The sequence below is a fragment of the Streptomyces typhae genome, assembly GCF_009755605.1.
GTDB lineage: Bacteria > Actinomycetota > Actinomycetes > Streptomycetales > Streptomycetaceae > Streptomyces > Streptomyces typhae.
Genome location: NZ_WPNZ01000003.1, coordinates 390,453 through 412,245, shown reverse-complemented (window position 1 = coordinate 412,245; position 21,793 = coordinate 390,453). Strand labels below are relative to the sequence as shown.

General features: G+C 71.5%; 19 protein-coding genes, 1 tRNA gene and 1 pseudogene. 11 read left to right on the top strand and 10 right to left on the bottom strand.

The window, feature by feature from the left end; all coding sequences use genetic code 11:
• Positions 1-27: 27 nt before the first annotated feature.
• Complete coding sequence (locus GPA10_RS08420; protein WP_343040549.1) at positions 28-537, top strand: AAA family ATPase; 510 nt, start codon at positions 28-30, stop codon at positions 535-537.
• A 389-nt stretch (positions 538-926) separates the two neighbouring features.
• On the opposite strand, the gene GPA10_RS08415 is transcribed toward GPA10_RS08420, so the two are convergent.
• The gene (locus GPA10_RS08415) at positions 927-1,688 is read right to left on the bottom strand and encodes a L,D-transpeptidase (protein ID WP_157164872.1); all 762 of its coding nucleotides are present in this window, start codon (positions 1,686-1,688) and stop codon (positions 927-929) included.
• A gap of 184 nt (positions 1,689-1,872) precedes the next feature.
• Positions 1,873-2,352 (bottom strand): annotated as a pseudogene (locus GPA10_RS08410) (SigE family RNA polymerase sigma factor); the annotation flags it as partial.
• A 209-nt stretch (positions 2,353-2,561) separates the two neighbouring features.
• Between GPA10_RS08410 and GPA10_RS08405 the strand changes: the two are divergent.
• The gene (locus GPA10_RS08405) at positions 2,562-3,581 is read left to right on the top strand and encodes a L,D-transpeptidase (RefSeq protein WP_157164871.1); all 1,020 of its coding nucleotides are present in this window, start codon (positions 2,562-2,564) and stop codon (positions 3,579-3,581) included.
• An 18-nt stretch (positions 3,582-3,599) separates the two neighbouring features.
• Here GPA10_RS08405 and GPA10_RS08400 read toward each other — a convergent pair.
• Positions 3,600-3,674, bottom strand: a tRNA-Cys gene (locus GPA10_RS08400).
• Between the two features lie 291 nt (positions 3,675-3,965).
• On the opposite strand from GPA10_RS08400, the gene GPA10_RS08395 reads away from it, so the two are divergent.
• From GPA10_RS08395 to GPA10_RS08360, 8 genes are all read left to right on the top strand, one after another.
• Positions 3,966-4,457, top strand: coding sequence for a hypothetical protein (locus tag GPA10_RS08395; RefSeq protein ID WP_198351535.1), 492 nt, complete (start codon positions 3,966-3,968; stop codon positions 4,455-4,457).
• A gap of 41 nt (positions 4,458-4,498) precedes the next feature.
• Positions 4,499-5,953, top strand: a complete 1,455-nt coding sequence (locus tag GPA10_RS08390; protein WP_343040525.1) for a hypothetical protein — start codon at positions 4,499-4,501, stop codon at positions 5,951-5,953.
• 12 nt (positions 5,954-5,965) lie between these two features.
• Positions 5,966-6,577 (top strand): hypothetical protein, encoded by a 612-nt coding sequence (locus tag GPA10_RS08385; protein WP_157164869.1) that lies wholly within the window; start codon positions 5,966-5,968, stop codon positions 6,575-6,577.
• Positions 6,578-6,678: 101 nt separating this feature from the next.
• Positions 6,679-7,524 (top strand): histidine kinase, encoded by an 846-nt coding sequence (locus GPA10_RS08380; RefSeq protein ID WP_157164868.1) that lies wholly within the window; start codon positions 6,679-6,681, stop codon positions 7,522-7,524.
• A gap of 122 nt (positions 7,525-7,646) precedes the next feature.
• Positions 7,647-9,386, top strand: coding sequence for an MFS transporter (locus tag GPA10_RS08375; protein ID WP_157164867.1), 1,740 nt, complete (start codon positions 7,647-7,649; stop codon positions 9,384-9,386).
• 366 nt (positions 9,387-9,752) lie between these two features.
• Positions 9,753-11,543 carry a DEAD/DEAH box helicase gene (locus GPA10_RS08370; protein ID WP_343040524.1) on the top strand — a complete coding sequence of 597 codons (1,791 nt, stop codon included), beginning with the start codon at positions 9,753-9,755 and terminating at the stop codon, positions 11,541-11,543.
• 420 nt (positions 11,544-11,963) lie between these two features.
• Positions 11,964-12,605 carry an IclR family transcriptional regulator gene (locus GPA10_RS08365; protein ID WP_058848405.1) on the top strand — a complete coding sequence of 214 codons (642 nt, stop codon included), beginning with the start codon at positions 11,964-11,966 and terminating at the stop codon, positions 12,603-12,605.
• Between the two features lie 91 nt (positions 12,606-12,696).
• Positions 12,697-13,506 (top strand): S16 family serine protease, encoded by an 810-nt coding sequence (locus GPA10_RS08360; RefSeq protein ID WP_343040523.1) that lies wholly within the window; start codon positions 12,697-12,699, stop codon positions 13,504-13,506.
• Between the two features lie 150 nt (positions 13,507-13,656).
• Here the strand turns inward: GPA10_RS08360 and GPA10_RS08355 are convergent, their stop codons facing one another.
• The 6 genes from GPA10_RS08355 to GPA10_RS08330 form a co-directional block, all read right to left on the bottom strand.
• Positions 13,657-14,268 (bottom strand): ArsR/SmtB family transcription factor, encoded by a 612-nt coding sequence (locus tag GPA10_RS08355; RefSeq protein ID WP_157164866.1) that lies wholly within the window; start codon positions 14,266-14,268, stop codon positions 13,657-13,659.
• Between the two features lie 108 nt (positions 14,269-14,376).
• Positions 14,377-15,306, bottom strand: a complete 930-nt coding sequence (locus tag GPA10_RS08350; RefSeq protein WP_157164991.1) for a glycine betaine ABC transporter substrate-binding protein — start codon at positions 15,304-15,306, stop codon at positions 14,377-14,379.
• 83 nt (positions 15,307-15,389) lie between these two features.
• Positions 15,390-16,145: an ABC transporter permease gene (locus GPA10_RS08345; RefSeq protein ID WP_063803582.1), complete on the bottom strand. Its 756-nt coding sequence runs from the start codon at positions 16,143-16,145 to the stop codon at positions 15,390-15,392.
• 173 nt (positions 16,146-16,318) lie between these two features.
• Complete coding sequence (locus tag GPA10_RS08340) at positions 16,319-17,581, bottom strand: betaine/proline/choline family ABC transporter ATP-binding protein (protein WP_343040522.1); 1,263 nt, start codon at positions 17,579-17,581, stop codon at positions 16,319-16,321.
• Positions 17,574-18,221, bottom strand: a complete 648-nt coding sequence (locus tag GPA10_RS08335) for an ABC transporter permease (protein WP_058848409.1) — start codon at positions 18,219-18,221, stop codon at positions 17,574-17,576. The genes GPA10_RS08340 and GPA10_RS08335 overlap by 8 nt, the downstream gene beginning before the upstream one ends.
• Positions 18,222-18,276: 55 nt before the next feature.
• Positions 18,277-18,765: an Lrp/AsnC family transcriptional regulator gene (locus GPA10_RS08330; protein WP_058848410.1), complete on the bottom strand. Its 489-nt coding sequence runs from the start codon at positions 18,763-18,765 to the stop codon at positions 18,277-18,279.
• 121 nt (positions 18,766-18,886) lie between these two features.
• On the opposite strand from GPA10_RS08330, the gene hppD reads away from it, so the two are divergent.
• Positions 18,887-20,032, top strand: coding sequence for a 4-hydroxyphenylpyruvate dioxygenase (gene hppD, locus GPA10_RS08325; RefSeq protein ID WP_157164865.1), 1,146 nt, complete (start codon positions 18,887-18,889; stop codon positions 20,030-20,032).
• 89 nt (positions 20,033-20,121) lie between these two features.
• Here hppD and GPA10_RS08320 read toward each other — a convergent pair whose 3' ends face one another.
• Positions 20,122-21,741 (bottom strand): tetratricopeptide repeat protein, encoded by a 1,620-nt coding sequence (locus GPA10_RS08320; protein WP_157164864.1) that lies wholly within the window; start codon positions 21,739-21,741, stop codon positions 20,122-20,124.
• Positions 21,742-21,793: the final 52 nt, after the last annotated feature.

Here is a 21,793-nt window from a genome sequence, read left to right as displayed (position 1 = left end):
GAGGATCACCCTGAAGGGGTCGTCGTCATCACCGGCATCATGGCCGCCGGGAAGTCCACGGTCGCGCAGGCCCTCGCCGAGCGGCTGCCGCGGGCGGCGCACGTCCGGGGCGACGTGTTCCGCCGCATGATCGTCTCAGGGCGCGAGGAGTACGCGCCGGGCGCGGGCGCCGAGGCGGAGGCCCAACTCCGGTTGCGCTACGGCCTTTCGGCGTCCACCGCGGACGCGTACGCCGCCGCGGGCTTCACCGCGATCGTCCAGGACGTGATCCTCGGCGAGGAGCTGAAGCGGTACGCCGGCCTGGTGCGGACCCGTCCGTTGTACGTCGTCGTGCTCGCCCCCCGCCCGGCCGCGGTCGCCGAACGTGAGGCCGCCCGGGGCAAGACGGGCTACGGGCAGTGGACGGTGGAGGCCCTGGACGAGGGGTTCCGCGCGACGACGCCGCGTATCGGACTGTGGCTGGACAGTTCGGAGTTGACCGTGGACCGGACGGTGGACGCGATTCTGGCGCGCCTCGGCGAGGCGGCGGTGGCCTGAGAGCGGAATGTCACCGACCGGTGCCCATTAGGTCGCGATGACGCCTCAGGCACGGTGTCCCCCCATAAATCCCTTTTGGTATACGGCAGTTGCAAGGCACCATCGAAGTGCACCACCGAAGTGCACCACCGAAGTGCACGACCGAAGAAGCACCACAGAAGAAGCACCACAGAAGGTGTCCCGAGCAACTACGTCACGATCACGGGGGAATCATGGGGGACGAGGACACGGGCTGGGGCTGATCCCGGCTCACTGATCGAAGAGGTGCCGCACAGGGCGCGGCACCGGAGGGGCGGTCCCGAGCGGGGCCGCCCCTCGCCGTCGTTCCGCGGGGCTCCCGTCGTCTCGCGCGTCTCGCGCGTCTCGCGCGTCGTGCGCGTCGTGCGCCGTCACCGAGCGGCGGGCGCGGTGCCCTCGATCGTCACCGCGGACCCCGAACCGATCTGCCCGTAGAGCCACTTGGCGTCGTCGGGCCGCAGCCCGAGCCAGCCCCGGGTGATGTCCCTGGTACCGGGCGCGCTGTCGTCGTACGTCATGGCGACGAGGTAGTTCGTACGGCCGCCGGAGTCCCGGAGCTCCACGACCCACGGCAGCGTCAGGTCGTACTCGCCGCCGAAGCCCACCGACGCGCCGGAGAGCCGCTTGGTCCGGTGCTTGGCGACGACGGTCATGCGACCCGGCTTCGTGGGGTGGCGTGCGGTGCCGGACGAGACAGGCAGGGTGCGGCCGCGCACGGTCAGCGTCCGCTCGGCGAGATCGACGGCGACGGCGGGGGCGGCGGCGGCCGTCGCGGCGGGGGACGAGGGAGCGGCCACAGGCGTGGGGCCGGAGCCGTCGTCACCGCCGAGACCTGCGGCGAGCCCGAACACCAGCGCACCGGCGGCGACCGCGGCTCCGCCCGCGACGACGGTGCGCCGCCGACGCCTGCGCGCCTGCGCGCGCCGCCGCACCTGGGCGCCGGTGCCGGGGGCGGGGGCGCGGCCGCTCTCGGCGAGGTCGCGGAGGGCGGTGGAGAGGTGCTCCGGGGCCGTCGGGGCCGGGGCCGGGGCGGGCGTGGGTGCCGGGGCGGGCGCCCGGGCGGGTGTCGGCGTGGGCGCGGGTCGGCGTGCGGGGTCGCCGGACGGTCGGCCGTTCCTCGGCTCATCGGACATGGTCGCCCTCCTTCCCGCTCCGTACGCGGTCGTCGCCACCGCTCCTGGCGGGGGCCGCACCGGTGTCCTTGCCGGAGGCCGCACCGCCGCTCCTGCCGGAGACCGCACCGTCACCCCGTACACCCCGTACACCTCGTGCGGAAGTCCCGGGAGTCCCGGAAGTCCCGGAAGCCCCGTCGAGCACGTCGTCCTCGCTGACGGCGAGGTGCCGGGCCAGGGCGGCCCGGCCGCGGGCGAGCCGGGCCTTGACGGTGCCGGTGGGGGCGCCGGTCTCGGAGGCTACCTGCTCCACGCTGAGGTCACACAGGTGGTGCAGCACGATCGCGAGGCGCTGCGCGTCCGGGATCCGCCGCAGCGCCTCGACCAGGGCGAGGTGTTCGACCGCAGGCCCCGGAGCGTGCTCGGGCGGCGGGGTGCGGCGGACCAGTTCGAGCCAGCGGCGTGCCCGGCGCCAGTGGCTGACGGCGATCCGCATGGCCACCGTGCGGATCCAGGCCTCCGGGGCGTCGACGGCGCTGAACTCGCGCCGCCGGTCCCAGGCCCGTACGAACGCCTCCTGGACGGCGTCCTGGGCCTGCCCGTGGTCGCCGGTCAGGGCGTAGACCTGGCCCACGACACGGGGGAACGCGGACGCGTAGAACGCGTCGAACTCGTCCTCCGTCATGCCCCCGCCGTCCCTTGCCGCAACCGCGTCGCCCGTCCCGGCCGCCCGCCCCGAAATTTCCCGCAAGCACCATGCAACCCGGCGTCGTCCGCCGTGCGTATGGGAGGCGTACATGGAAGCACACCGGCTGTGGCCGGAACACACCACAGGAACATCGCACAGGGCCGACAAGGCCGACAGGGCCGACAGGGCCCGCAGGGGGGGAACCAATGACCAGACACACCACCGGAACCCGGCGTGCCGTGCACGGCACGCACGTCGCACAGGGCGTGCACGGCGTGCGAGGGGCGGCCGCGGCGGCGCTCTGCGCGGCACTCTGCACGGCGGTGCTCGCGGGCTGCGCGGGCGGCTCCGGGGACGGGGGAACGGGCGACGACGGGCGGGCGGCGTCGACGGCCGGGGCGGGCGAGCGGGGGAGGGGCGACGCGGGGGCGTCCACCGAGCGGGCGAAGCCCGTCGTGGAACCCGCGGCGCTGCGCGGGAACGGCGTACGGGTCAACGTCGCCGACGGGCAGCGGGTGGGCGTCGGCATGCCGGTGTCCGTGACCTTCGCCCGGCCCGTCCCGGCAGCCGAGCGGGCCGCCGTGGAGAAGCGCCTGCGCGTCCGGACGAGCACCCCGACCACCGGCTCCTGGAGCTGGGTGAAGGACCGCAACCTGCACGAGGGGCAGCGCGTCGACTACCGCCCGAGGACCTACTGGAAGCCCGGCACCGAGGTCACGGTGCGGGTGGGCGCGGACACCGTGCGCCGCTTCACGGTCGCCCGGTCGCTGATCGCCACCGTGGACGTGCGCACCCACACCATGAAGGTCACCAAGGACGGCACGACGCGTCGCGTACCGGTCACCGCGGGCGCCCCGGGCATGGACACCTGGAACGGCACGATGGTGGTCTCCGACAAGCAGCGCAGCGTCCTGATGGACTCCAGGACCGTCGGCTACGCGGACGCCTACAAGGACTACTACAACTACGCCGTCCATCTCACGACGTCCGGCACCTACCTCCACGAGAACCCGAAGGCCGACACGTACGCGGGCAACAGCAACGTCACGCACGGCTGCATAGGCCTCGCCACCGACGGAACGGCACGGCGCTTCTTCGAGGAGGTCATCCCCGGTGACGTCGTCAGGGTGACCGGCTCCAAGGAGACGGTGGCACCGGGGAACGGCTACGGCGACTGGAACGTGCCGTGGAAGGAGTGGCGGGAGGGCAGCGCCCTGCACCGCTGACCCCTGATGACCACTGCTTGGAGGCCGTGACCGGAATCGAACCGGCGTGCTTCGCTTTGCAGGCGAATCCCTCAACCACTCGGGCACACGGCCAAGCTGCGCTTCTTACTGCTCCTACTGCTCCTACTGCTCTTCTCGCGCTGCGCTTCTTGCTGCTGACCTCGACGGTAGGCGGTGGCGATGACCTTGCTCAAGACCACCGCCACCGCTGCAACGGGACTGCCATACGGCGTTCATGAATGGGGCCGGGGCCGCCCGGTGCACGCCAGGGTCCGTCGGGTGCACGCCGCGCACGTTCCAGTTGGCAGCGAACTCGCCGTCATATGACGCGAATTGCACTGGCAACGTGCGCTGCGAGTTGGCCACTGTTGGACCGACAGAGTGATGAGTGACGTCCGACGACTGAGACCTAGCCCTGGCCACACGGGGGTGCTGTGGCACGCGACCATGGGGTGTGACCAGGAAGGTGCCCGCACGCGGGCCGACGCGACCGAACGCCGGCCGACGTCGATGCGGCTCGATCAGACGGACCCTCCGGGGCCGCCGCCCGGGGGCGCACCGGACCTCGCGACGACGCCACGCGACAAGAGAGCCGCCGCGCACACCATCGAGACCGAGCTTCAGCCGGACACCCGTAAAGCGGGGGACCGGGCCGACGCGGCGACCGACAGGGCCATCAGCGCATTCGGCGGTTGGGCCACGGCAGATGGCCTGAAGAAGGTGCGGACCACCTGGGACAGCCAGGTCAGGACGCTCATGCGGCGGCTGGACGCGGAGAAGGGTGCCCTGCGGTCCACGAACAAGACCTTCACCGATACCGACCTCGATACTTCCCGGCGCATCGGCGGGCTCAGGTCGCGACTCGACCAGTACTGAATCGCCTCGACCAGCTGAGTCACCTCCGGAGGAAGCGCCGCGTGCTGTCGTACTACGAAGCCATGACGACGGACTTCGGGAGCCTCTCCGCCGCCGCCGACAAGTGGCAGGAGATGGCGGAGGAGTTCGACAAGGTCGAGGGCCGCTACCGGGACGGCGTTCAGAAGATCGCGCAAGGGCAGGCCTGGCTCGGTGAGAGCGCGCGGGCGGCGCACGCGAGGTTCGCCGCCACGCGCTACGAGTACCAGGCGGCCCAGACGCAGGCCAGGGCGACCGCGACGCTGCTGCGCAACGCACACCAGCAGTTCGTCGACCTCAGGAAGCAACTCGCGACCGCACGTGCCGATGCAGTCGAGGCCGGGATGAAGGTCTCCGAAGAGGGAAAGGTCGCGTTCGACTACGACAGGCTCAGCGCGTCGGAAAGCAGCGCCGCCCGCCTGAACCCCGTCCGGGCCGCGAGCATCAACGCGAGCGTGGACGCGTGGGCCGACTTCATCAAGCTGTGCGTCAAGGCCTTCGACGACGCCGACCAGGACCTCAAGAGGGACTTGGAGGCCGTCGTCAAGGACGGCAAGGGCAACAAGAACGATCGCACCGCGGGCACGGGCTTCAACGGTGACGCCGACCAGGTGGCGAAGGCCGACCGCCGGCAGAAGCGGGCGCGCGACGACTCGGCCTGGTTCGAGAAGCGGGACGACGAGACCCTCGACGACTACATGGAGCGGCTGCGGCGTGACGGGGTGACCCGTCTGACGGGGAGCGCGCAGCTCGGGGGCTTGGTCAGTGCCGTGACCTCGGGAACGATGACAGCCGGGGCGTTCGCGGCCGCCACGGGTACATCCGTCCTGTACTCCGTGAAGCTGCTCAGCCATATGCGTACCGGGAAGGAGATCCACGCTCCCGGCACCTTCGTGTCGCGCTTCGCCAACACCCGCCTGGCGGGCGCCGCTCCGGGAAGCCTCCTGAGCCGATTTCCCCCCGGCGCGGTGACAGCTTTGACCGGATCGGACGAGGCCGCCATGTTCGGCGGCTTCATGCGGAACGGCACGTACGTCATGCCGTCGGCGTCGGAGGCGAATCTGATTCGGGTAGCACGGGGCGGTGGGTTCGCACAGGCAGGAAGAGCCGCCGGCTGGATTCGTGGCGCGGGCGTTGTCGGCGGCGGCGCGGCGACCGCGTACGGGATCGCCAATCTCGCCACGTACGACGGGGCGAAGATCAGAGCGGACCCGTCGAAGTTCGCATCGGACCTGAGTGGCACGGCGTTCAGCGGGTCCATGACGGCGCTGACCGTGGCGCCCAATCCTGTGACGCTCGGTGTGGCTCTGGGGGCCGGAGCCGTGTACGGAGGCGCCCTGATCTGGGACAACCACGAGGCCCTCGGCAAGGGCATCGGAGAGGCGAAGGACTGGGTCGGAGACAGGGTCGATGGGCTCGGGTCCGGCATGGCCGACGGTGCGAAGAAGTTCAAAGACGTCGTCAACCCGTTCGACTAGCGAGGACCAGAAATGCACACCACCTCTGCTCCGTTCACCTTGGATTTCTGGAAGCAGAGCAACAAAGGCAAACGGCACCAGTTCGGATGGCAAGGCACCTCGCAGGAGTTCGGCGACATCAGAGTGACGTACCCGCTGACCCCGAGTCACCCCGAGATGCTCATCACCGAGGTACGGGGTGGTTCGATTCCCACCGCCACCTTCGAAGCACGCGGAATTCACACATCAGGGATGGTCATGCCGTCTCTGAACCGTGCGACGCTGCGTCTCGGCGACGCTCATGTCCACATGACGAGGAATCGCCTGGGCGTCACGCACCAAGGACGATCGCTGTTTCTCAAGCACGCGGGAGACACCTACCGATTGGCGGCGAACAACCACCGGGAGTACGTCCTGTCCCGAGCGGCGGACGATGAGGACCCCGGAGTCACCATCACGGTGCGTGAGACGGGCCGCGGATCGAGGAAGAAGCTGACGCTGAGCGTCGCGAAACGTGCTGTCGGTGCCGACATCGCGCTCGCGGCTCTTTTCGCAGGCGTCGACAGGGCGACGCTGACGCGACGAGGGGCCGTCCGGGCGGGCATCGCAAGAGTCACGCACCTCTCCGTGGAGTCGCAGTACTGACCACGCTCCGGCCGGAGCGTCGTACAAGCCACGTCGTACAAGCCACGTCGTACAAGCAACGTCGTACAAGCAACTGCGAAGCGAGTGATCACGTGCCTTCCATGGACGTCGCCCGGTCCCGGTTCCGCCTTGGTGACGACCACGTGGTCGTCCTCTTCAGCCTGGCGACGGGAGAAACGCCGCCCGACGAGATGGCACCGGCCCGGAGCGAGCTGCGGGAACGCGGTCTCCTCAATCAGGCGGATGAGCTTTCCCACCTCCTCTTCCCGCTGCTCCAGACACTGATCAGCCCGGTGGTGGCCGTCTCGTTGGAGTTGGCGGGCAGGCAGGGAAAGCTGCACCACGGGATGTTCATCGGCGAGGACCATGTGGTCACCCACGAGGCGTGGCCCGGCGAGGCCGAATCGGAGTACGCCTGCGTCGAGCCCAGCATGCTTCTGTGGGCACTCGCGGACATGGTGAACCTACGGCGAACCGCTCCCGCCCCTTCCCCGGACGACGTGCGAGCCACCGTTGTCGAGACGACCGTCGGAACACTCGACGCGGGCCTGTCCGCCCTGGAGACGATGCCCCTCACCGCGTCCGGGCACGAGGAGCGAGAGCACATCAGAAACGCTCTTGCGGCGGGCGGACCCCTGGACGGCCATACGCTCAGCACGTTCACCGACATGATCGCGGAACTGCGGTCGAGCTGGCGTATGACAGCCGTGTGGCAGAGACGGCCCGGGGAGCCGGACAGCGTGGCGGCACGGGCGTTCGCTGTCTGGGACTGTGGGCCTCTCGGCTACTGGCATCGCGAGTCGCCCAAGGAGCCGGTGGAAGCGGGGCAGGTCGGCCCGAACACCCCTCTGAGGCTCTCCCGTGTGCCCGCCGCACGGGTCTGGGAGCTGATCACTGAGACCTTGCCTTCAGCTGAGGAGGCTCGGACAGCGGTGTCGTACGTGTAGGAGCGGGTGCGGTCGAGCATGCGCGGCCGGTGACCCGGCTCGCGGTCGTAGGACGAAAGGAGCAGCCAAGCAGGAACCCCGGGCAGGCGCGGTTGTCAGTGGGGGCTCGTACGGTGGCTCACATGCCTGCTCCCGACCCTCACACGGACTCCGACACCCCCACAGACACGCGTGACGCGGACGTGAGCGTGCGCGCCGACATCGATGTCGGCGTCGCCCCTGCCGCCCTGGAGTGCGCGGCGGACGGGGAAGCGGGCGGGGTGCTGGGCAAGGCGCACCGGGCCCTGAGCATCGGCGTGGTCTCCGTCGTGCTGCTCATCGCCTTCGAAGCCACCGCCGTCGGCACGGCGATGCCCGTGGCGGCGCGGGAGTTGGACGGCGTGTCGCTGTACGCGTTCGCCTTCTCGGGGTACTTCACGACGAGTCTGTTCGGCATGGTCCTGTCGGGGCAGTGGGCCGACCGGCGCGGGCCGCTCGGGCCGCTCGCGGTGGGGATCAGCGCGTTCGCCGCGGGGCTCGTGCTCTCGGGCACAGCAGCCGTGATGTGGATGTTCATCCTGGGGCGGGCCGTGCAGGGCCTCGGCGGCGGGCTCGTCATCGTCGCGCTGTACGTCATCGTGAGCCGGGCCTACCCGGAGCGGCTGCGCCCCGCCATCCTCGCGGCCTTCGCCGCCTGCTGGGTGGTGCCCTCCGTCGTCGGGCCCCTGATCTCGGGGACCATCACCGAGCACCTGGGCTGGCGCTGGGTGTTCCTCGGCATCCCGGTACTCGTCCTCGCCCCCCTCGCCCTCGCCCTGCCCGCGATCCGCCGCACGGCCGCGGGCCCCGTCGACCGCGTCGGTCCCGAGGGCCCAGGGGACTCCGCCGGACCCGGCGCCCCCGAGGCCCCCGCCGGACCCGGGGACCACGGCGACCCCGCCGGATCCGGGGACTACGGCGGCCCCGTCGGCCCCGGGGACCACGCCGACCCCGCCGGATCCGAGGACCACGCCGACCCCGCCGGACCCGGCGCCCCCGAGGCCCCCGCCGAACCCGGCGATCACAGCACCCCCGCCGCCCCGGACCGAACCCCCGACCGGCGCCGCATCCGTCTCGCCCTCGGCATCTCGCTCGGCGCCGGGCTCCTCCAGTACGCGGGGCAGGACCTGCGCCCCCTGTCCCTGCTCCCGGCCGCCCTGGGCGCCGCGCTCCTCGTGCCCGCCGTCCTCGGGCTGCTGCCGCGCGGCACCTACCGGGCCGCGCGCGGGCTGCCGTCCGTCGTGCTGCTGCGGGGGGTCGCCGCCGGATCCTTCGTCGCCGCCGAGTCCTTCGTCCCGCTGATGCTCGTCACCGAGCGGGGCCTTTCGCCCACCCTGGCCGGGCTGTCCCTCGCCGCGGGCGGCGCGACCTGGGCGCTCGGCTCGTACGTCCAGTCCCGGCCGCGCATGGAGCCCCACCGGGGCAAGCTGGTGGCCCTCGGGATGGTGCTCGTCGCCGGCGCCATCGCAGCCGTGCCCAGCGTCCTCGTGGACGCCGTGCCGGTGTGGATCGTCGCCGTCGCCTGGGGCGTCGGCTGCCTCGGCATGGGCGTCGTCATCGCCTCCACCAGCGTCCTGCTGCTGCGCCTCTCGCCTCCCGCGGACGCGGGCGCCAACTCCGCCGCGCTCCAGATATCCGACGGCCTGTCCAACGTCGTCCTGCTCGCCGCGGGCGGCGCCGCGTTCGCCGCGCTCGGTGGCGGCACGGTGGGCGGCCACGGCACCGGCTCAGGCGCCGATGCCGCGGGCTCGCACCCGGTGGCCTTCGCGGCCGTGTTCCTGCCGATGGCGGCGGTGGCGCTGTTCGGGGCGTGGGTCGGCACCCGGCTCCGCGCCCCGCGCTGAGCCGGGGGGCCTGGGGGCGCCCCGTAAGGGGCGCGGGGAACTGCGCGCGCAACCGACGAAAAGCCGCAGACGCATCTGCCGAGGCCCCCGCAGACGCGTCTGCGGCATATCCATGGCCGGCCGCGCCCACGCGGCGGAGCCGCACATCGATACAGCCCCGCGCCCCTGCCGGGCGCTTCCCGCGCCCCTGCCGGGCGCTTCCCGCGCCCCTGCCGGGCGCTTCCCGCGCCCCTGCCGGGCGCTTCCCGCGCCCCTGCCGGGCGCTTCCCGCGCCCCCGACGGCGCGCCCCCGGCCCACCGGTAGGGTGGCCGGGTTGTCGTACCCGTCCAAGCCGCCGCCCCGCGGCCCCGTCAGACCCGGAGACCGTGACTACCACCGCCGCCTCCTCACACCACCTCTCCCCGGCCTTCCCGGGCCGCGCCCCCTGGGGCACCGCAGGCAAGCTGCGTGCCTGGCAGCAGGGAGCGATGGACCGGTACATCCAGGAGCAGCCGCGCGACTTCCTCGCCGTGGCCACGCCCGGCGCGGGCAAGACGACGTTCGCGCTGACCCTCGCGTCCTGGCTCCTTCACCACCACGTGGTGCAGCAGGTGACCGTGGTCGCGCCCACCGAGCACCTGAAGAAGCAGTGGGCGGAGGCGGCGGCCAGAGTGGGCATCAAGCTGGACCCCGAGTACAGCGCGGGCCCCCTCAGCCGGGAGTACCACGGCGTCGCCGTGACGTACGCGGGTGTCGGCGTGCGCCCGATGCTGCACCGCAACCGCGTGGAGCAGCGCAAGACGCTGGTCATCCTCGACGAGATCCACCACGCCGGTGACTCCAAGTCCTGGGGCGAGGCCTGCCTGGAGGCGTTCGAGCCCGCGACCCGCAGGCTCGCCCTCACCGGTACGCCGTTCCGGTCCGACACCAACCCGATCCCCTTCGTCGCGTACGAGGAGGGCAACGACGGCATCCGGCGGTCCGCCGCCGACTACACCTACGGGTACGGCAGCGCCCTCGGCGACGGCGTCGTGCGGCCCGTGATCTTCCTGTCCTACAGCGGCAACATGCGCTGGCGCACCAAGGCGGGCGACGAGATCGCGGCCCGGCTCGGCGAGCCCATGACCAAGGACGCCGTCTCGCAGGCCTGGCGCACCGCGCTCGACCCGCGCGGCGACTGGATGCCCAACGTCCTCCAGGCCGCCGACCGGCGCCTCGGCGAGGTCCGCAAGGCCATCCCCGACGCGGGCGGCCTCGTCATCGCCTCCGACCAGGACTCCGCGCGCGCCTACGCCAAGCTCATCCGGGAGATCACCGGGGACAAGGCCACCCTGGTGCTCTCCGACGACGCCGGGGCCTCGCAGCGCATCGACGACTTCAGCCGGAGCGACGACCGGTGGATGGTCGCCGTCCGCATGGTGTCGGAGGGCGTCGACGTGCCGCGGCTCGCCGTCGGCGTGTACGCCACCACCATCTCGACGCCGCTGTTCTTCGCCCAGGCCGTCGGGCGCTTCGTACGCTCCAGGAGGCGCGGCGAGACCGCGTCCGTCTTCCTGCCCACCGTCCCCGACCTGCTCACCTTCGCCAACGAGATGGAGGTCGAGCGCGACCACGTGCTCGACAAGCCGAAGAAGCAGGGCGAGGAGGACCCGTACGCCGAGTCCGAGAAGGAGATGGACGAGGCCAACAAGCAGGAGGACGAGGACACCGGCGAGCAGGACATGCTGCCCTTCGAGGCCCTTGAGTCCGACGCCGTCTTCGACCGGGTCCTGTACGACGGCGCCGAGTTCGGCATGCAGGCGCACCCGGGCAGCGAGGAGGAGCAGGACTACCTCGGCATCCCCGGCCTCCTCGAACCCGACCAGGTGCAGATGCTGCTCCAGAAGCGGCAGGCACGGCAGATCGCGCACAGCAAGAAGAAGCCCGCGGAAGAGGCCGATCTGCTCGAACTGCCCGCCGAGCGGCGGCCCGTGGTCTCCCACAAGGAACTCCTCGAACTGCGCAAGCAGCTCAACACCATGGTCGGCGCGTACGTCCACCAGAGCGGCAAGCCGCACGGCGTGATCCACACCGAGCTGCGCCGCACCTGCGGCGGCCCGCCCAGCGCCGAGGCCACCGCGGGCCAGCTCCGCCAGCGCATCGCGAAGGTCCAGGAGTGGGCCACCCGCATGAAGTGACCCCGGCGCGCGGGCCCCGCGCGGGTGGGGCGGCATGCGCGTGCCCGCGCGGGTGGGGCGGCATGCGCGTGCCCGCGCGGGTGGGGCGTCATGCAGGGCGGAACCGTACAAAAAGCTGAGCCGCACGCCGGGCCGGGCACCGCGTCGCGCCGTACACCCGGGTACGCCACCGCGTAACGATTCGTGCGCGTGGCGTGCAGACACTGTGCGCACCGCGTCCATCCACGGGCGGACGTATCGGGGTATTACGGGCAGTCTTTCCGTGCTCTTGACCGGATTCTGGACGGAGTCTTCCGCTGAGCGGGACGCCCTCGCTACTGTCCCCGCTACACAACGCCCCGTGGCAGCGCCGCCCCGGAGCGCGTCCGGTGCCCGCCGCAGAGGGGGCCGTCGACCCTCACCACCAAAGGAGTGGGCGTCGTGACCGCGGAGACATCTCAGACGCTCGACCGAGGACTGCGCGTCCTCAAACTGCTCGCCGACACCGACCACGGACTCACCGTCACCGAGCTGTCCAACAAGCTCGGTGTGAACCGCACCGTGGTGTACCGCCTGCTCGCCACGCTCGAACAACACGCGCTCGTACGGCGTGACTTGGGCGGCCGTGCGCGCGTCGGGCTCGGGGTGCTGCGGCTCGGCCGGCAGGTCCACCCGCTCGTCCGGGAGGCCGCGCTGCCCGCTCTGCGCTCCCTCGCCGAGGACATAGGAGCGACCGCGCACCTCACCCTCGTCGACGGCACCGAGGCCCTCGCCGTCGCCGTCGTCGAGCCGACCTGGACCGACTACCACGTGGCGTACCGCACCGGCTTCCGCCACCCCCTGGACCGGGGCGCCGCGGGCCGCGCCATCCTCGCCGCCCGGCAGGGCCAGGTCACCGACCCCGGGTACGCCCTCACCCACGGCGAACTGGAGGCGGGCGCCAGCGGGGCCGCCGCTCCCCTCGTGGGGGTCACCGGCATAGAGGGCAGCGTGGGGGTCGTGATGCTGGCGGACTCGGTGCCGGAGCGGGTGGGCCCGCGCGTCGTGGACGCCGCCAGGGAAGTAGCCGACGCGCTGCGCTGAGGCCGCGCGGGCCCGCCGTCCGTCGCGGCCCGCGCCCGGCTCGTCCGCAAGCGCCGGACGGGCTTGATCTGCCTCGCGTTAGATTGGACGCGTGCTGTCTCGTCTGGCTCGTCTGAGCCGCCCCAAGGCCCTCGCCGTCTCGGCGCTCCCGCTTGCCGCCCTGCTCGCGGCAGCGGGGCTCGCCCCGCTGCCGTTCGCCGTCGCCCAGCCGGGCGGCACCGCCGACGTGCTCGGGAACTACAAGGGCAAGCCGGTCCTCACGGTCACGGGGGCGCCGCAGCGCAAGACCGAGGGGCAGCTGCGGATGACGACCATCGTGGCGACGGGGCCGCAGATGGACGTACGGATCGGTGACGTCGTCGACGGCTGGTTCCGCACGGACCGTGCCGTCATGCCGAAGGACTCCGTCTATCCGACCGGCGACGACGTCGAGGAGGTCGAGAAGCACAACCTCGGCGACATGCGGAAGTCCAAGGACAAGGCCACGCGGGCCGCGCTCCGCTATCTGCGGGAGAACGGCGTCAAGGGCACCGAGAAGGTCGATGTCGACGTCGACCTCGGCAAGATCGGCGGGCCGAGCGCGGGCCTGTTCCTCTCCCTCGGCATCATCGACAAGCTGGACGGCGACGGCAGCGGCGAGGATCTGACGGGTGGCCGCACCATCGCGGGCACCGGCACCATCAGCGAGGACGGCAAGGTGGGCGCCGTCGGCGGCGTCGCCCTGAAGACCCAGGCCGCGGGGCGCGACGGCGCCACCGTCTTCCTCGTGCCCGAGGACGAGTGCGCGGACGCCGAGGCCGAGAAGCCCGCGGGCCTCCAGCTCATTCCGGTGACTACGCTGTCGGGCACGATCGACGCGCTACGAGCCCTCCGGAAGGGCGAGCGCGTTCCGAGCTGCTGACCAGGCGCAGACCCAACTCGACCATGGTCCAGCCGACTTGGGAGCGGAGCGGGCCGCGGCGCGGCTTGCGGGTGCCGGCCGTGCGCTGTAACTCCGCCGCGCGGGCATGGTGCGCGTACAGGTGGGCTTCGGGGTGCATGCGGGTGCCTCTCAGTCCGTGTGCCGGGTCGGGATCAGGTGAGTGTGGACGCGGACCGTCGCCGTGTCGGCCGAGCCCGGCTCGGGCGTCAAACCCCGGTAGCCCTCGACGAGTTCGTGCATCCGCGCCTTGAGTTCCGCGGCCTGCTCGGGCGTCAGGGCCAGGGAGAAGTCGCTGATGTCGGCGGCCTCGACCCACTCCTGCGCCCAGTCCTGTTCGGTGGCGATCCAGGTGGTGACCTCGGTGGCGTGCTGGGTCGCGTGCTCGTACATGAACGCGTTGTAGGCGCCGCGCACTTCGGGGTCCGCGTCCCGGGCCAGCTGGTTGTCCACGTACGTACCGTCGTAGGTGGCCCGCCACCACCGCTCGCGGCCCTTGCCCCGCTCGGGGGCGTCCTCGGCGAAGCCGTACTCCGCGAGCTGGCGCAGGTGATAGCTCGTGGCCCCGCTGGATTCGCCGAGGCGCTGGGCGAGCTGGGACGCGGTCGCGGGGCCGTCCAGGCGCAGCGAGCCGAGCAGGCGCATCCGCAGTGGATGCGCGAGCCCGCGCAGTGAGCGCGGGTCGAGATTCACGACTTTGCGGGGCTCGGCCGCCTGCTCCGGCTGCTGCTGCTCTTCCGTCATGCCCCGCAGCCTACGCATGCAAAGACTCCGTTGCAACGCTTTCTTTGCAACGGAGTCTTTGCAGCAGAGTCTTTGCATGCTGTCGGCACCCCGAGGAACTCGCCCCGCCTACTCCTTCACGAACCCCTCCGCCACCATCCAGTCCTTCGCCACCTCGTGCGGATCCCGGCCGTCGACGTCCACCTTCGCGTTCAGGTCCTGCGCCACCTTGTTGTCGAGCTTCGCGGTGACGGGCGCGAGGACGTCCGCGATCTCCGGATACTTCTTCAGGGTCTTGGAGTTGACCTCGGGGGCGGCGTTGTAGTTCGGGAAGAAGCGCTTGTCGTCGGCCATGGGCGTCAGGTTCATGGCCTTGATGCGGCCGTCGGTGGTGAAGACCTCGCCGTAGGTGCAACTGCCCTTCCGCGCCTGGGTGTAGATGATCCCGGTGTCCATCTGCGTGATGTTCCCCGCGGGCAGCTTCATGCCGTACTTCTTCTGCATGCCGGGCAGGCCGTCCGCGCGGTTGGCGAACTCGCCCTCGACGCAGACGGTGACCGCCTTCGGGTCGGACTTCGCGAGGGCGGCGACGTCGGAGAGGGTCTTCGTGCCGTACTTCTTGACGTTGGACTCGTTCATGGCCAGGGCGTACGTGTTGTTCAGGGCGGCCGGGGGCAGCCAGGTGAGGCCGTTGTCCGCGTCCGCCTTCCGTACGGCGTCCCACTGCCGGCGGGGGTCCGTGATCGGGTCGGAGTTGCCCAGGTAGGTGATCCAGGCGGTGCCCGTGTACTCGTACATGGCGTCCGCGTCGCCGCCCTTGACCGCCTCGCGCGCCCCGATGGAGCCCTGGATGCCGGTCCGGTCCAGGACGTCCGCCCCCGCCGCCTGGAAGGCGATGCCCATGATGGCGCCGAGGATCAGCTGTTCGGTGAACTCCTTGGAGGTGACGGTGAGGTCGGCGCCCTCCAGGGGCCTGCCCTTGCCGACGGTGCCGGGCTTGACGTCGTCGACCATCGGCGAGCCGCTGGTGAGACCGCACCCGGCCGCCGCGAGGAGCATGCCGCCCACCGCCGCGAGGGCCGTGGTCCGTCGATGCGGCACCAGCCCCGGGAGCCGCACGCGTCCGGCCCGTCCGAGGAGCCTCATGACCGCACCTCCAGACCCCGCGGGCTGAGCACCAGCTCCGCCAGGGAGGCCAGCCAGTCCACGAGCAGGGCGAGCACCACCGTCAGGATCGAACCGAGCAGCAGCACCGGCATGCGCTGGTTGGTGATGCCCGTGGTGATCAGGACGCCGAGGCCGCCCCCGCCGCCGAAGGTGGCGAGCGTCGCCGTGCCCACGTTCAGGACGAGTGCGGTGCGCACACCGGCGAGGATCAGGGGCACGGCGAGCGGCAGCTCCACCTTCGCGAGCACGCCGAGCGGGGACATGCCGATGCCGCGCGCCGCCTCCAGGAGCGTCGGGTCGTTCGCGCGCAGGCCCGCGATGGTGTTGGACAGGACTGGCAGGACCGCGTAGATGATGATGCCGGTCAGGGCGGCCTTCTCACCGATGCCCAGCCAGATGACGAGCAGGGCGAGCAGGCCGATCGCCGGTGTCGCCTGGCCCATGTTCGCCAGGGCCATGGCTACCGGCGCCCCCTTCCGGAAGGCGCGGCGGGTCAGCAGGATGCCGAGCGGGATCGCGATGACGAGGACGAAGAACGTCGAGATCGCCGTCAGCTCGACATGCTGGCGCAGGGCCTTGCCCACCTGCCCGTCGGACAGCGCGTTCTCGGAGATCGAGTCCAGGTCCGCCTGCGCGAACCAGAGCCAGGTGGCGAGCAGGACGACCGCGAGCACCGCGGGCAGGACGGTCACCTTCCGCCAGGTGACACGGCGCGGCTGCCGCGCGGCCACCGGTGACGTGGGCGCCCCCTCCCGTCCGGCGGCCCCGGCGGCCTCGTCCTCCTCGCGGGGGGACGCGGCGTACGGGGTGTCGGCGTACGAGGACTCGGTGTACGGGGAGTCGGTGTACGGGGAGCCGGCGTGGGGCGGTTCGGGGTCCCGGGGTGCGCCCCGGCGCTTCGGCGTCACGCCGTCGCCTCCCCGCTGCCGCCCTCCTGCTCGTGCTGCGTCAGCCGGGAGCGCTGCTCCTCCAGCTCGTGCTGGTGCTCCAGGGCGTCGAGCCGGTCGGCCTCCAGCATCTCGTGCACGGAGTTCATCAGGGTCTCCATGTCGACGACGCCCAGGTACTCGCCCCGGCGGCCGGTGACGGCGACCCGGCCCGCGTTGTCGGTGAGGACGGCCTCCAGGGCGTCCCGCAGCGTCGCGTCGCGGGTCACCGTGTCGTGCACGAGGGTGCCCGCGCGGGCCAGCGAGCCCCTGGCGCGCATCAGGTCGCCGCGGCGCAGCCACTTGTAGGGGCGGTGCCGCTTGTCGAGCAGGAGCAGTTCGTTGGTGCCGCTCGCCCGCAGCTTGTCGAAGATCCGCTGGAGCGGGTCGTCCACCGTCACCGTCGGTACGTCCGCCATCTCCACGTCGCGCACCCGCGTCAGGTTCAGCCGCTTCAGGGCCGCCCCCGCGCCCACGAACCCGGACACGAAGTCGTCGGCCGGGTTGGTGAGGATCGCCTCGGGGGTGTCGAACTGGGCGATGTGCGAGCGCTCGCGCAGCACGGCGATGCGGTCGCCCAGCTTGATGGCCTCGTCGAAGTCGTGCGTGACGAAGACGATTGTCTTGTGCAGCTCGTGCTGGAGCCGGATCAGCTCGTCCTGGAGGTGGTCGCGGGTGATCGGGTCGACCGCGCCGAACGGTTCGTCCATCAGGAGCACGGGCGGGTCGGCGGCCAGCGCGCGGGCCACGCCCACGCGCTGCTGCTGGCCGCCGGAGAGCTGGCGCGGATAGCGGCCGTGGAACTCGGCGGGGTCCAGGCCCACCAGGTCCAGCATCTCCTCCACCCGCGAGGTGATCCGCGCCTTCTTCCAGCCGATCATCCGCGGTACGAGGGCGATGTTCTGGGCGACGGTCATGTGCGGGAAGAGCCCGGAGGACTGGATGGCGTAGCCGACCTTGCGGCGCAGCTTCACCGGGTCGATGTCGGTGACGTCCTCGCCGTCGATGCGGATGCGGCCGCTGGTCGGCTCGATCAGACGGTTGATCATCTTCAGGGTGGTGGACTTCCCGCAGCCCGACGGGCCCACGAAGATGACGATCTCACCCGCCTTGATCTCCATGTTCACGCTGTCCACGGCCGGTTCGGCGCTGCCCGGATAGCGCTTGGTGAGATCTTCGAGCTCGATCGTCGCGCCGGTGGCGGCCGCGGGTGGTCCTGACGGTCCGGATGTCTCAGACACGGATACCCCTGGGAATCGTCAGCCGGCCGATCAGGACGTACACGGCGTCGAAGAGCAGCGCGAGGACGATGATCCCGAGCGTGCCCGCGAGCACCTGGTTGAGCGCGTTCTTGCTGCCGAGGGAGGCGATGCCGCGGAAGATCTCGTTGCCGAGCCCGGGTCCGGAGGCGTACGCGGCGATCGCGGCGATGCCCATCAGCATCTGCGTGGAGACCCGGATGCCGGTGAGGATCGGCGGCCAGGCGAGCGGCAGCTCGATCCGCACGAGCCGGTGCAGCCGCGACATCCCGATGCCCTTCGCGGCGTCCACCAGGGTCGGGTCGACCCCGCGCAGGCCCACGATCGCGTTCCGCACGATCGGAAGGAGCCCGTACAGCGTCAGCGCGGTCACCGTGGGCGCGACCCCGAGGCCGACCACCGGGATCAGCAGACCGATCATGGCCAGGGACGGAATGGTGAGGATCGTGGAGGTCACCGTGGTCGCGAGGTTCCCCGCCCACTGGCTGCGGTACGTGAGCACACCGATCAGGACACCGATGGCCGTGGCCACCACCATGCACTGGAAGACGGCGCTCGCGTGCTGGAAGGCGTCCGCCAGCAACTGCTGACGGCGGTTGCCGAGGTACTCCCAGAAGTTCATCCGTGCCGCTCACCTCGCCGAGATCGCCCGGACGGCGCCGGGAACCCCGGGCGCCCTACCGGTCGCTACCCACGACCGCGTCGCCGGACGCCTGTTCCACGAGCGGGATGAACCGCAGCGGAACGGGGTTCTCCATGACGATCGCCGTGGAGGCCCGGACGATGCCATCAAAACCCACCACGCGGTCGATCACACGTTGGAGATCGGCGTTCGAGCGCGCCACCAGACGGCAGAGCATGTCGCCGTGGCCGGTGATGGTGTGCAGTTCCAGGACCTCGGCCACGGTCGCCAAATGGGCCCGTACGTCGGCTCCCTGGCCCTGTTTGATCTCCAGCGTCGCGAACGCCGTCACCGGGTAGCCGAGCGCCGCGGGGTCGACGTCCGGGCCGAAGCCGCGGATGACTCCGTTCGACTGAAGGCGGTCCATCCGGGCCTGCACCGTGCCGCGCGCGACGCCGAGGCGCCGGGACGCCTCCAGGACCCCGATGCGCGGCTCGCGCGCGAGCAGCACGATGAGCCGGCCGTCCAGATGATCGATCGCCATGTCGCCTCCCTGATGAGCATCCTGTACAGAACGCCCGCCGACTCTTGCACTGTGCTGGACAGATTGCCCAGTGATTACGCGAACTATTGCGCAGCTTGTGGTTCGACGGCAGCCTCGGACTATGACTCAGACCACTCACACCACCCCCGAAACCGCGCGCGAGGCCGACCCCTTCCCGGTCAAGGGAATGGACGCGGTCGTCTTCGCCGTGGGCAACGCCAAGCAGGCCGCGCACTACTACTCCACCGCGTTCGGCATGAAGCTGGTGGCCTACTCCGGACCGGAGAACGGCAGCCGTGAGACGGCCAGTTACGTCCTCACCAACGGCGGTGCGCGCTTCGTCTTCACCTCCGTCATCAAGGCGTCGAGCGAGTGGGGCACCTTCCTCGCCGACCACGTCACCGCCCACGGCGACGGCGTCGTCGACCTGGCCATCGAGGTCCCGGACGCGCGTGCCGCGTACGCGTACGCCGTCGAGCACGGCGCCCGCGGCATCGACGAGCCTTACGAGGTCAAGGACGAGAACGGCACCGTCGTGCTCGCCGCGATCGCCACGTACGGCAAGACCCGGCACACCCTGGTGGACCGCTCCGGCTACTCCGGTCCCTACCTGCCCGGCTACGTCACCGCCGACCCCATGGTCGAGCCGCCCGCCAAGCGCACCTTCCAGGCGATCGACCACTGTGTGGGCAACGTCGAGCTCGGCAAGATGAACGAGTGGGTGGGCTTCTACAACAAGGTCATGGGCTTCACGAACATGAAGGAGTTCGTGGGCGACGACATCGCCACCGAGTACTCGGCGCTGATGTCCAAGGTCGTGGCCGACGGCACGCTCAAGGTCAAGTTCCCGATCAACGAGCCCGCCATCGCGAAGAAGAAGTCGCAGATCGACGAGTACCTGGAGTTCTACGGCGGCGCGGGCGTCCAGCACATCGCGCTCGCCACGAACGACATCGTCGCCACCGTGCGCGCCATGCGGGCCGGCGGCGTCCAGTTCCTGGACACCCCCGACTCGTACTACGACACCCTCGGCGAGTGGGCCGGCGAGACCCGGGTGCCCGTGGAGACCCTGCGCGAGCTGAAGATCCTCGTCGACCGCGACGAGGACGGCTATCTGCTGCAGATCTTCACCAAGCCGGTCCAGGACCGGCCCACCGTCTTCTTCGAGATGATCGAACGCCACGGCTCGATGGGCTTCGGCAAGGGCAACTTCAAGGCCCTCTTCGAGGCGATCGAGCGCGAGCAGGAGAAGCGCGGGAACCTGTAGCCGGTCGGCAGCAGGGTGGAGGGCCCGCCGCTAGCGCGGCGGGCCCTCCACCCACCCACCCGTTTCCCCGACCATTCCGGTGTGGGCGGTCAGTCGGCCGAAGCCCGGGGCTTCGGCTTCCCCGAGGGCTTCGGTGACGGCAGCGGAGCCGGTACCTCCCCGGGCGGGGCGTACACCTGGGAGGGTCCGCCCTCGGGCGGCTCCCCGAGTGCCTCCAGGGCCTTGCGCGCCGCGGGAACCCCGAGCGGCGAGAAGTGCGGATTGATCCGCAGCGCCTCGCTCAGATGCCGGCGCGCGTCCCCGTACCGCTCCAGCGCCCGCTCGATCTCCCCCCGGTGGTAGAAGAACACCGCACTGCGCGGCCCCTTCTTCACCGCGGTCTCCACCTTCTTGAGCCCCGCCTTCGAGTCCCCGTTCCGATGCAGCGCCCACCCCAGCGCGTCCGCGTTCTCCGGGCTCCCGTGCCGCTTGAACTCCGCGGTGAGCCGCCGGACCGCCGCTTCGGGATCGCCGTGGTCCGCCTCGTACCGGCCGAGCACCCGCTCGTCGTTCACGCCGCCGAGCCCGGCCTGCTTCACCCGCGTCCGCAGCAGGTCGTACTGCGCACGGGCGGCGGGCCGCAGCTTCAGGAACTCGTACAGCTCGCCCAGCTCAAGCGCGTACTCGGGCGCGGGCTGCCGGGCGAGCGCGCCCTGGTAGGCGCGCAGCGCCTCCGACGTGCGGCCGAGGGCCGCGAGGGCCCGCCCCTTCCCGGCCAGCGCCGGGTGGTGGTCGGGGTCGGCCGCGAGCGCCGCGTCGTAGTGGCGCAGCGCGTCGGCGGCCTCGCCCCGCTCCCAGGACAGCTGCCCGACCTCGTACAGGCAGACCGCCCGCTCCGCCGGGGTCTTCGCGAGCGCGGCCGCGTCCGCGAGCGCCGCCGCCGCGTCCTCGCGCCACCCCCGGTCCCGGAACACCGTCCCGGTCCGTACCCGCACCGCCGCCCCCGACCGCAGCTTGCGCACCTTTTCGAGGGCGCGCGCGACGCCCTTGGTGTCCCCGAGGCCCCGGTAGGTGTCGAGGAGCGCCGCGTGCGCCGTCCACCGCCGGGGGGCGAGCCGCACCGCCTGCTCGCCCCACTTCTTCGCGGCCCTGAAGTCGTGCCGGGCGTTGCCGAGGGCGGCCAGGCCGGTGAGGGCCTGCACGTTCCCCTCGGGCCGCGCCTTCAGCGACGTGCGCAGCGCCTGCTCGGCCTTCAAATAGTCCCCGGAGTCGGCGGTCCTCAGGCCCCGCTCCACATAGGCCGAGCCGAGCACCGCCCACGAGTCGTCGTCGCCGGGATACGCCCGCAGATGGGCCTCCCGCTCACCGATGAGCGCCCCGAGGTCGGCGAGCGCCGCCGGTGTCCCCGCCCCCACCGCCGCCATCGCCCGCCCCGCGGGACCGAGCGCGGGCGGCTCCGGGTCCTCGCCGCGCCCCTGCACCATCAGGACACTACCGAGCACGGCGCAGCCCACCAGCGTGCCCACGACGGCACCCCGCAGGGCGGGGGAGCGGAACGGACCGGGAGCACCCGGGAAGGCCCGCCGGGACCCGCGCGAGCCGCTCTGGCCCCGCGAGGTCCGCCGGTGCCGGGGGATCCGTACGTCCGAACTCAGCACGGCCCGCCTGTCCGACGGCCCCGGCGTGGGCGCTGCGGCGGATCCGTCCTGCGGGGTCTCCTCGGTCTCCATGGCGTTCACTGTGCGTCAATACGAAGAGCGCATCCCGGCACACGAACGGCGT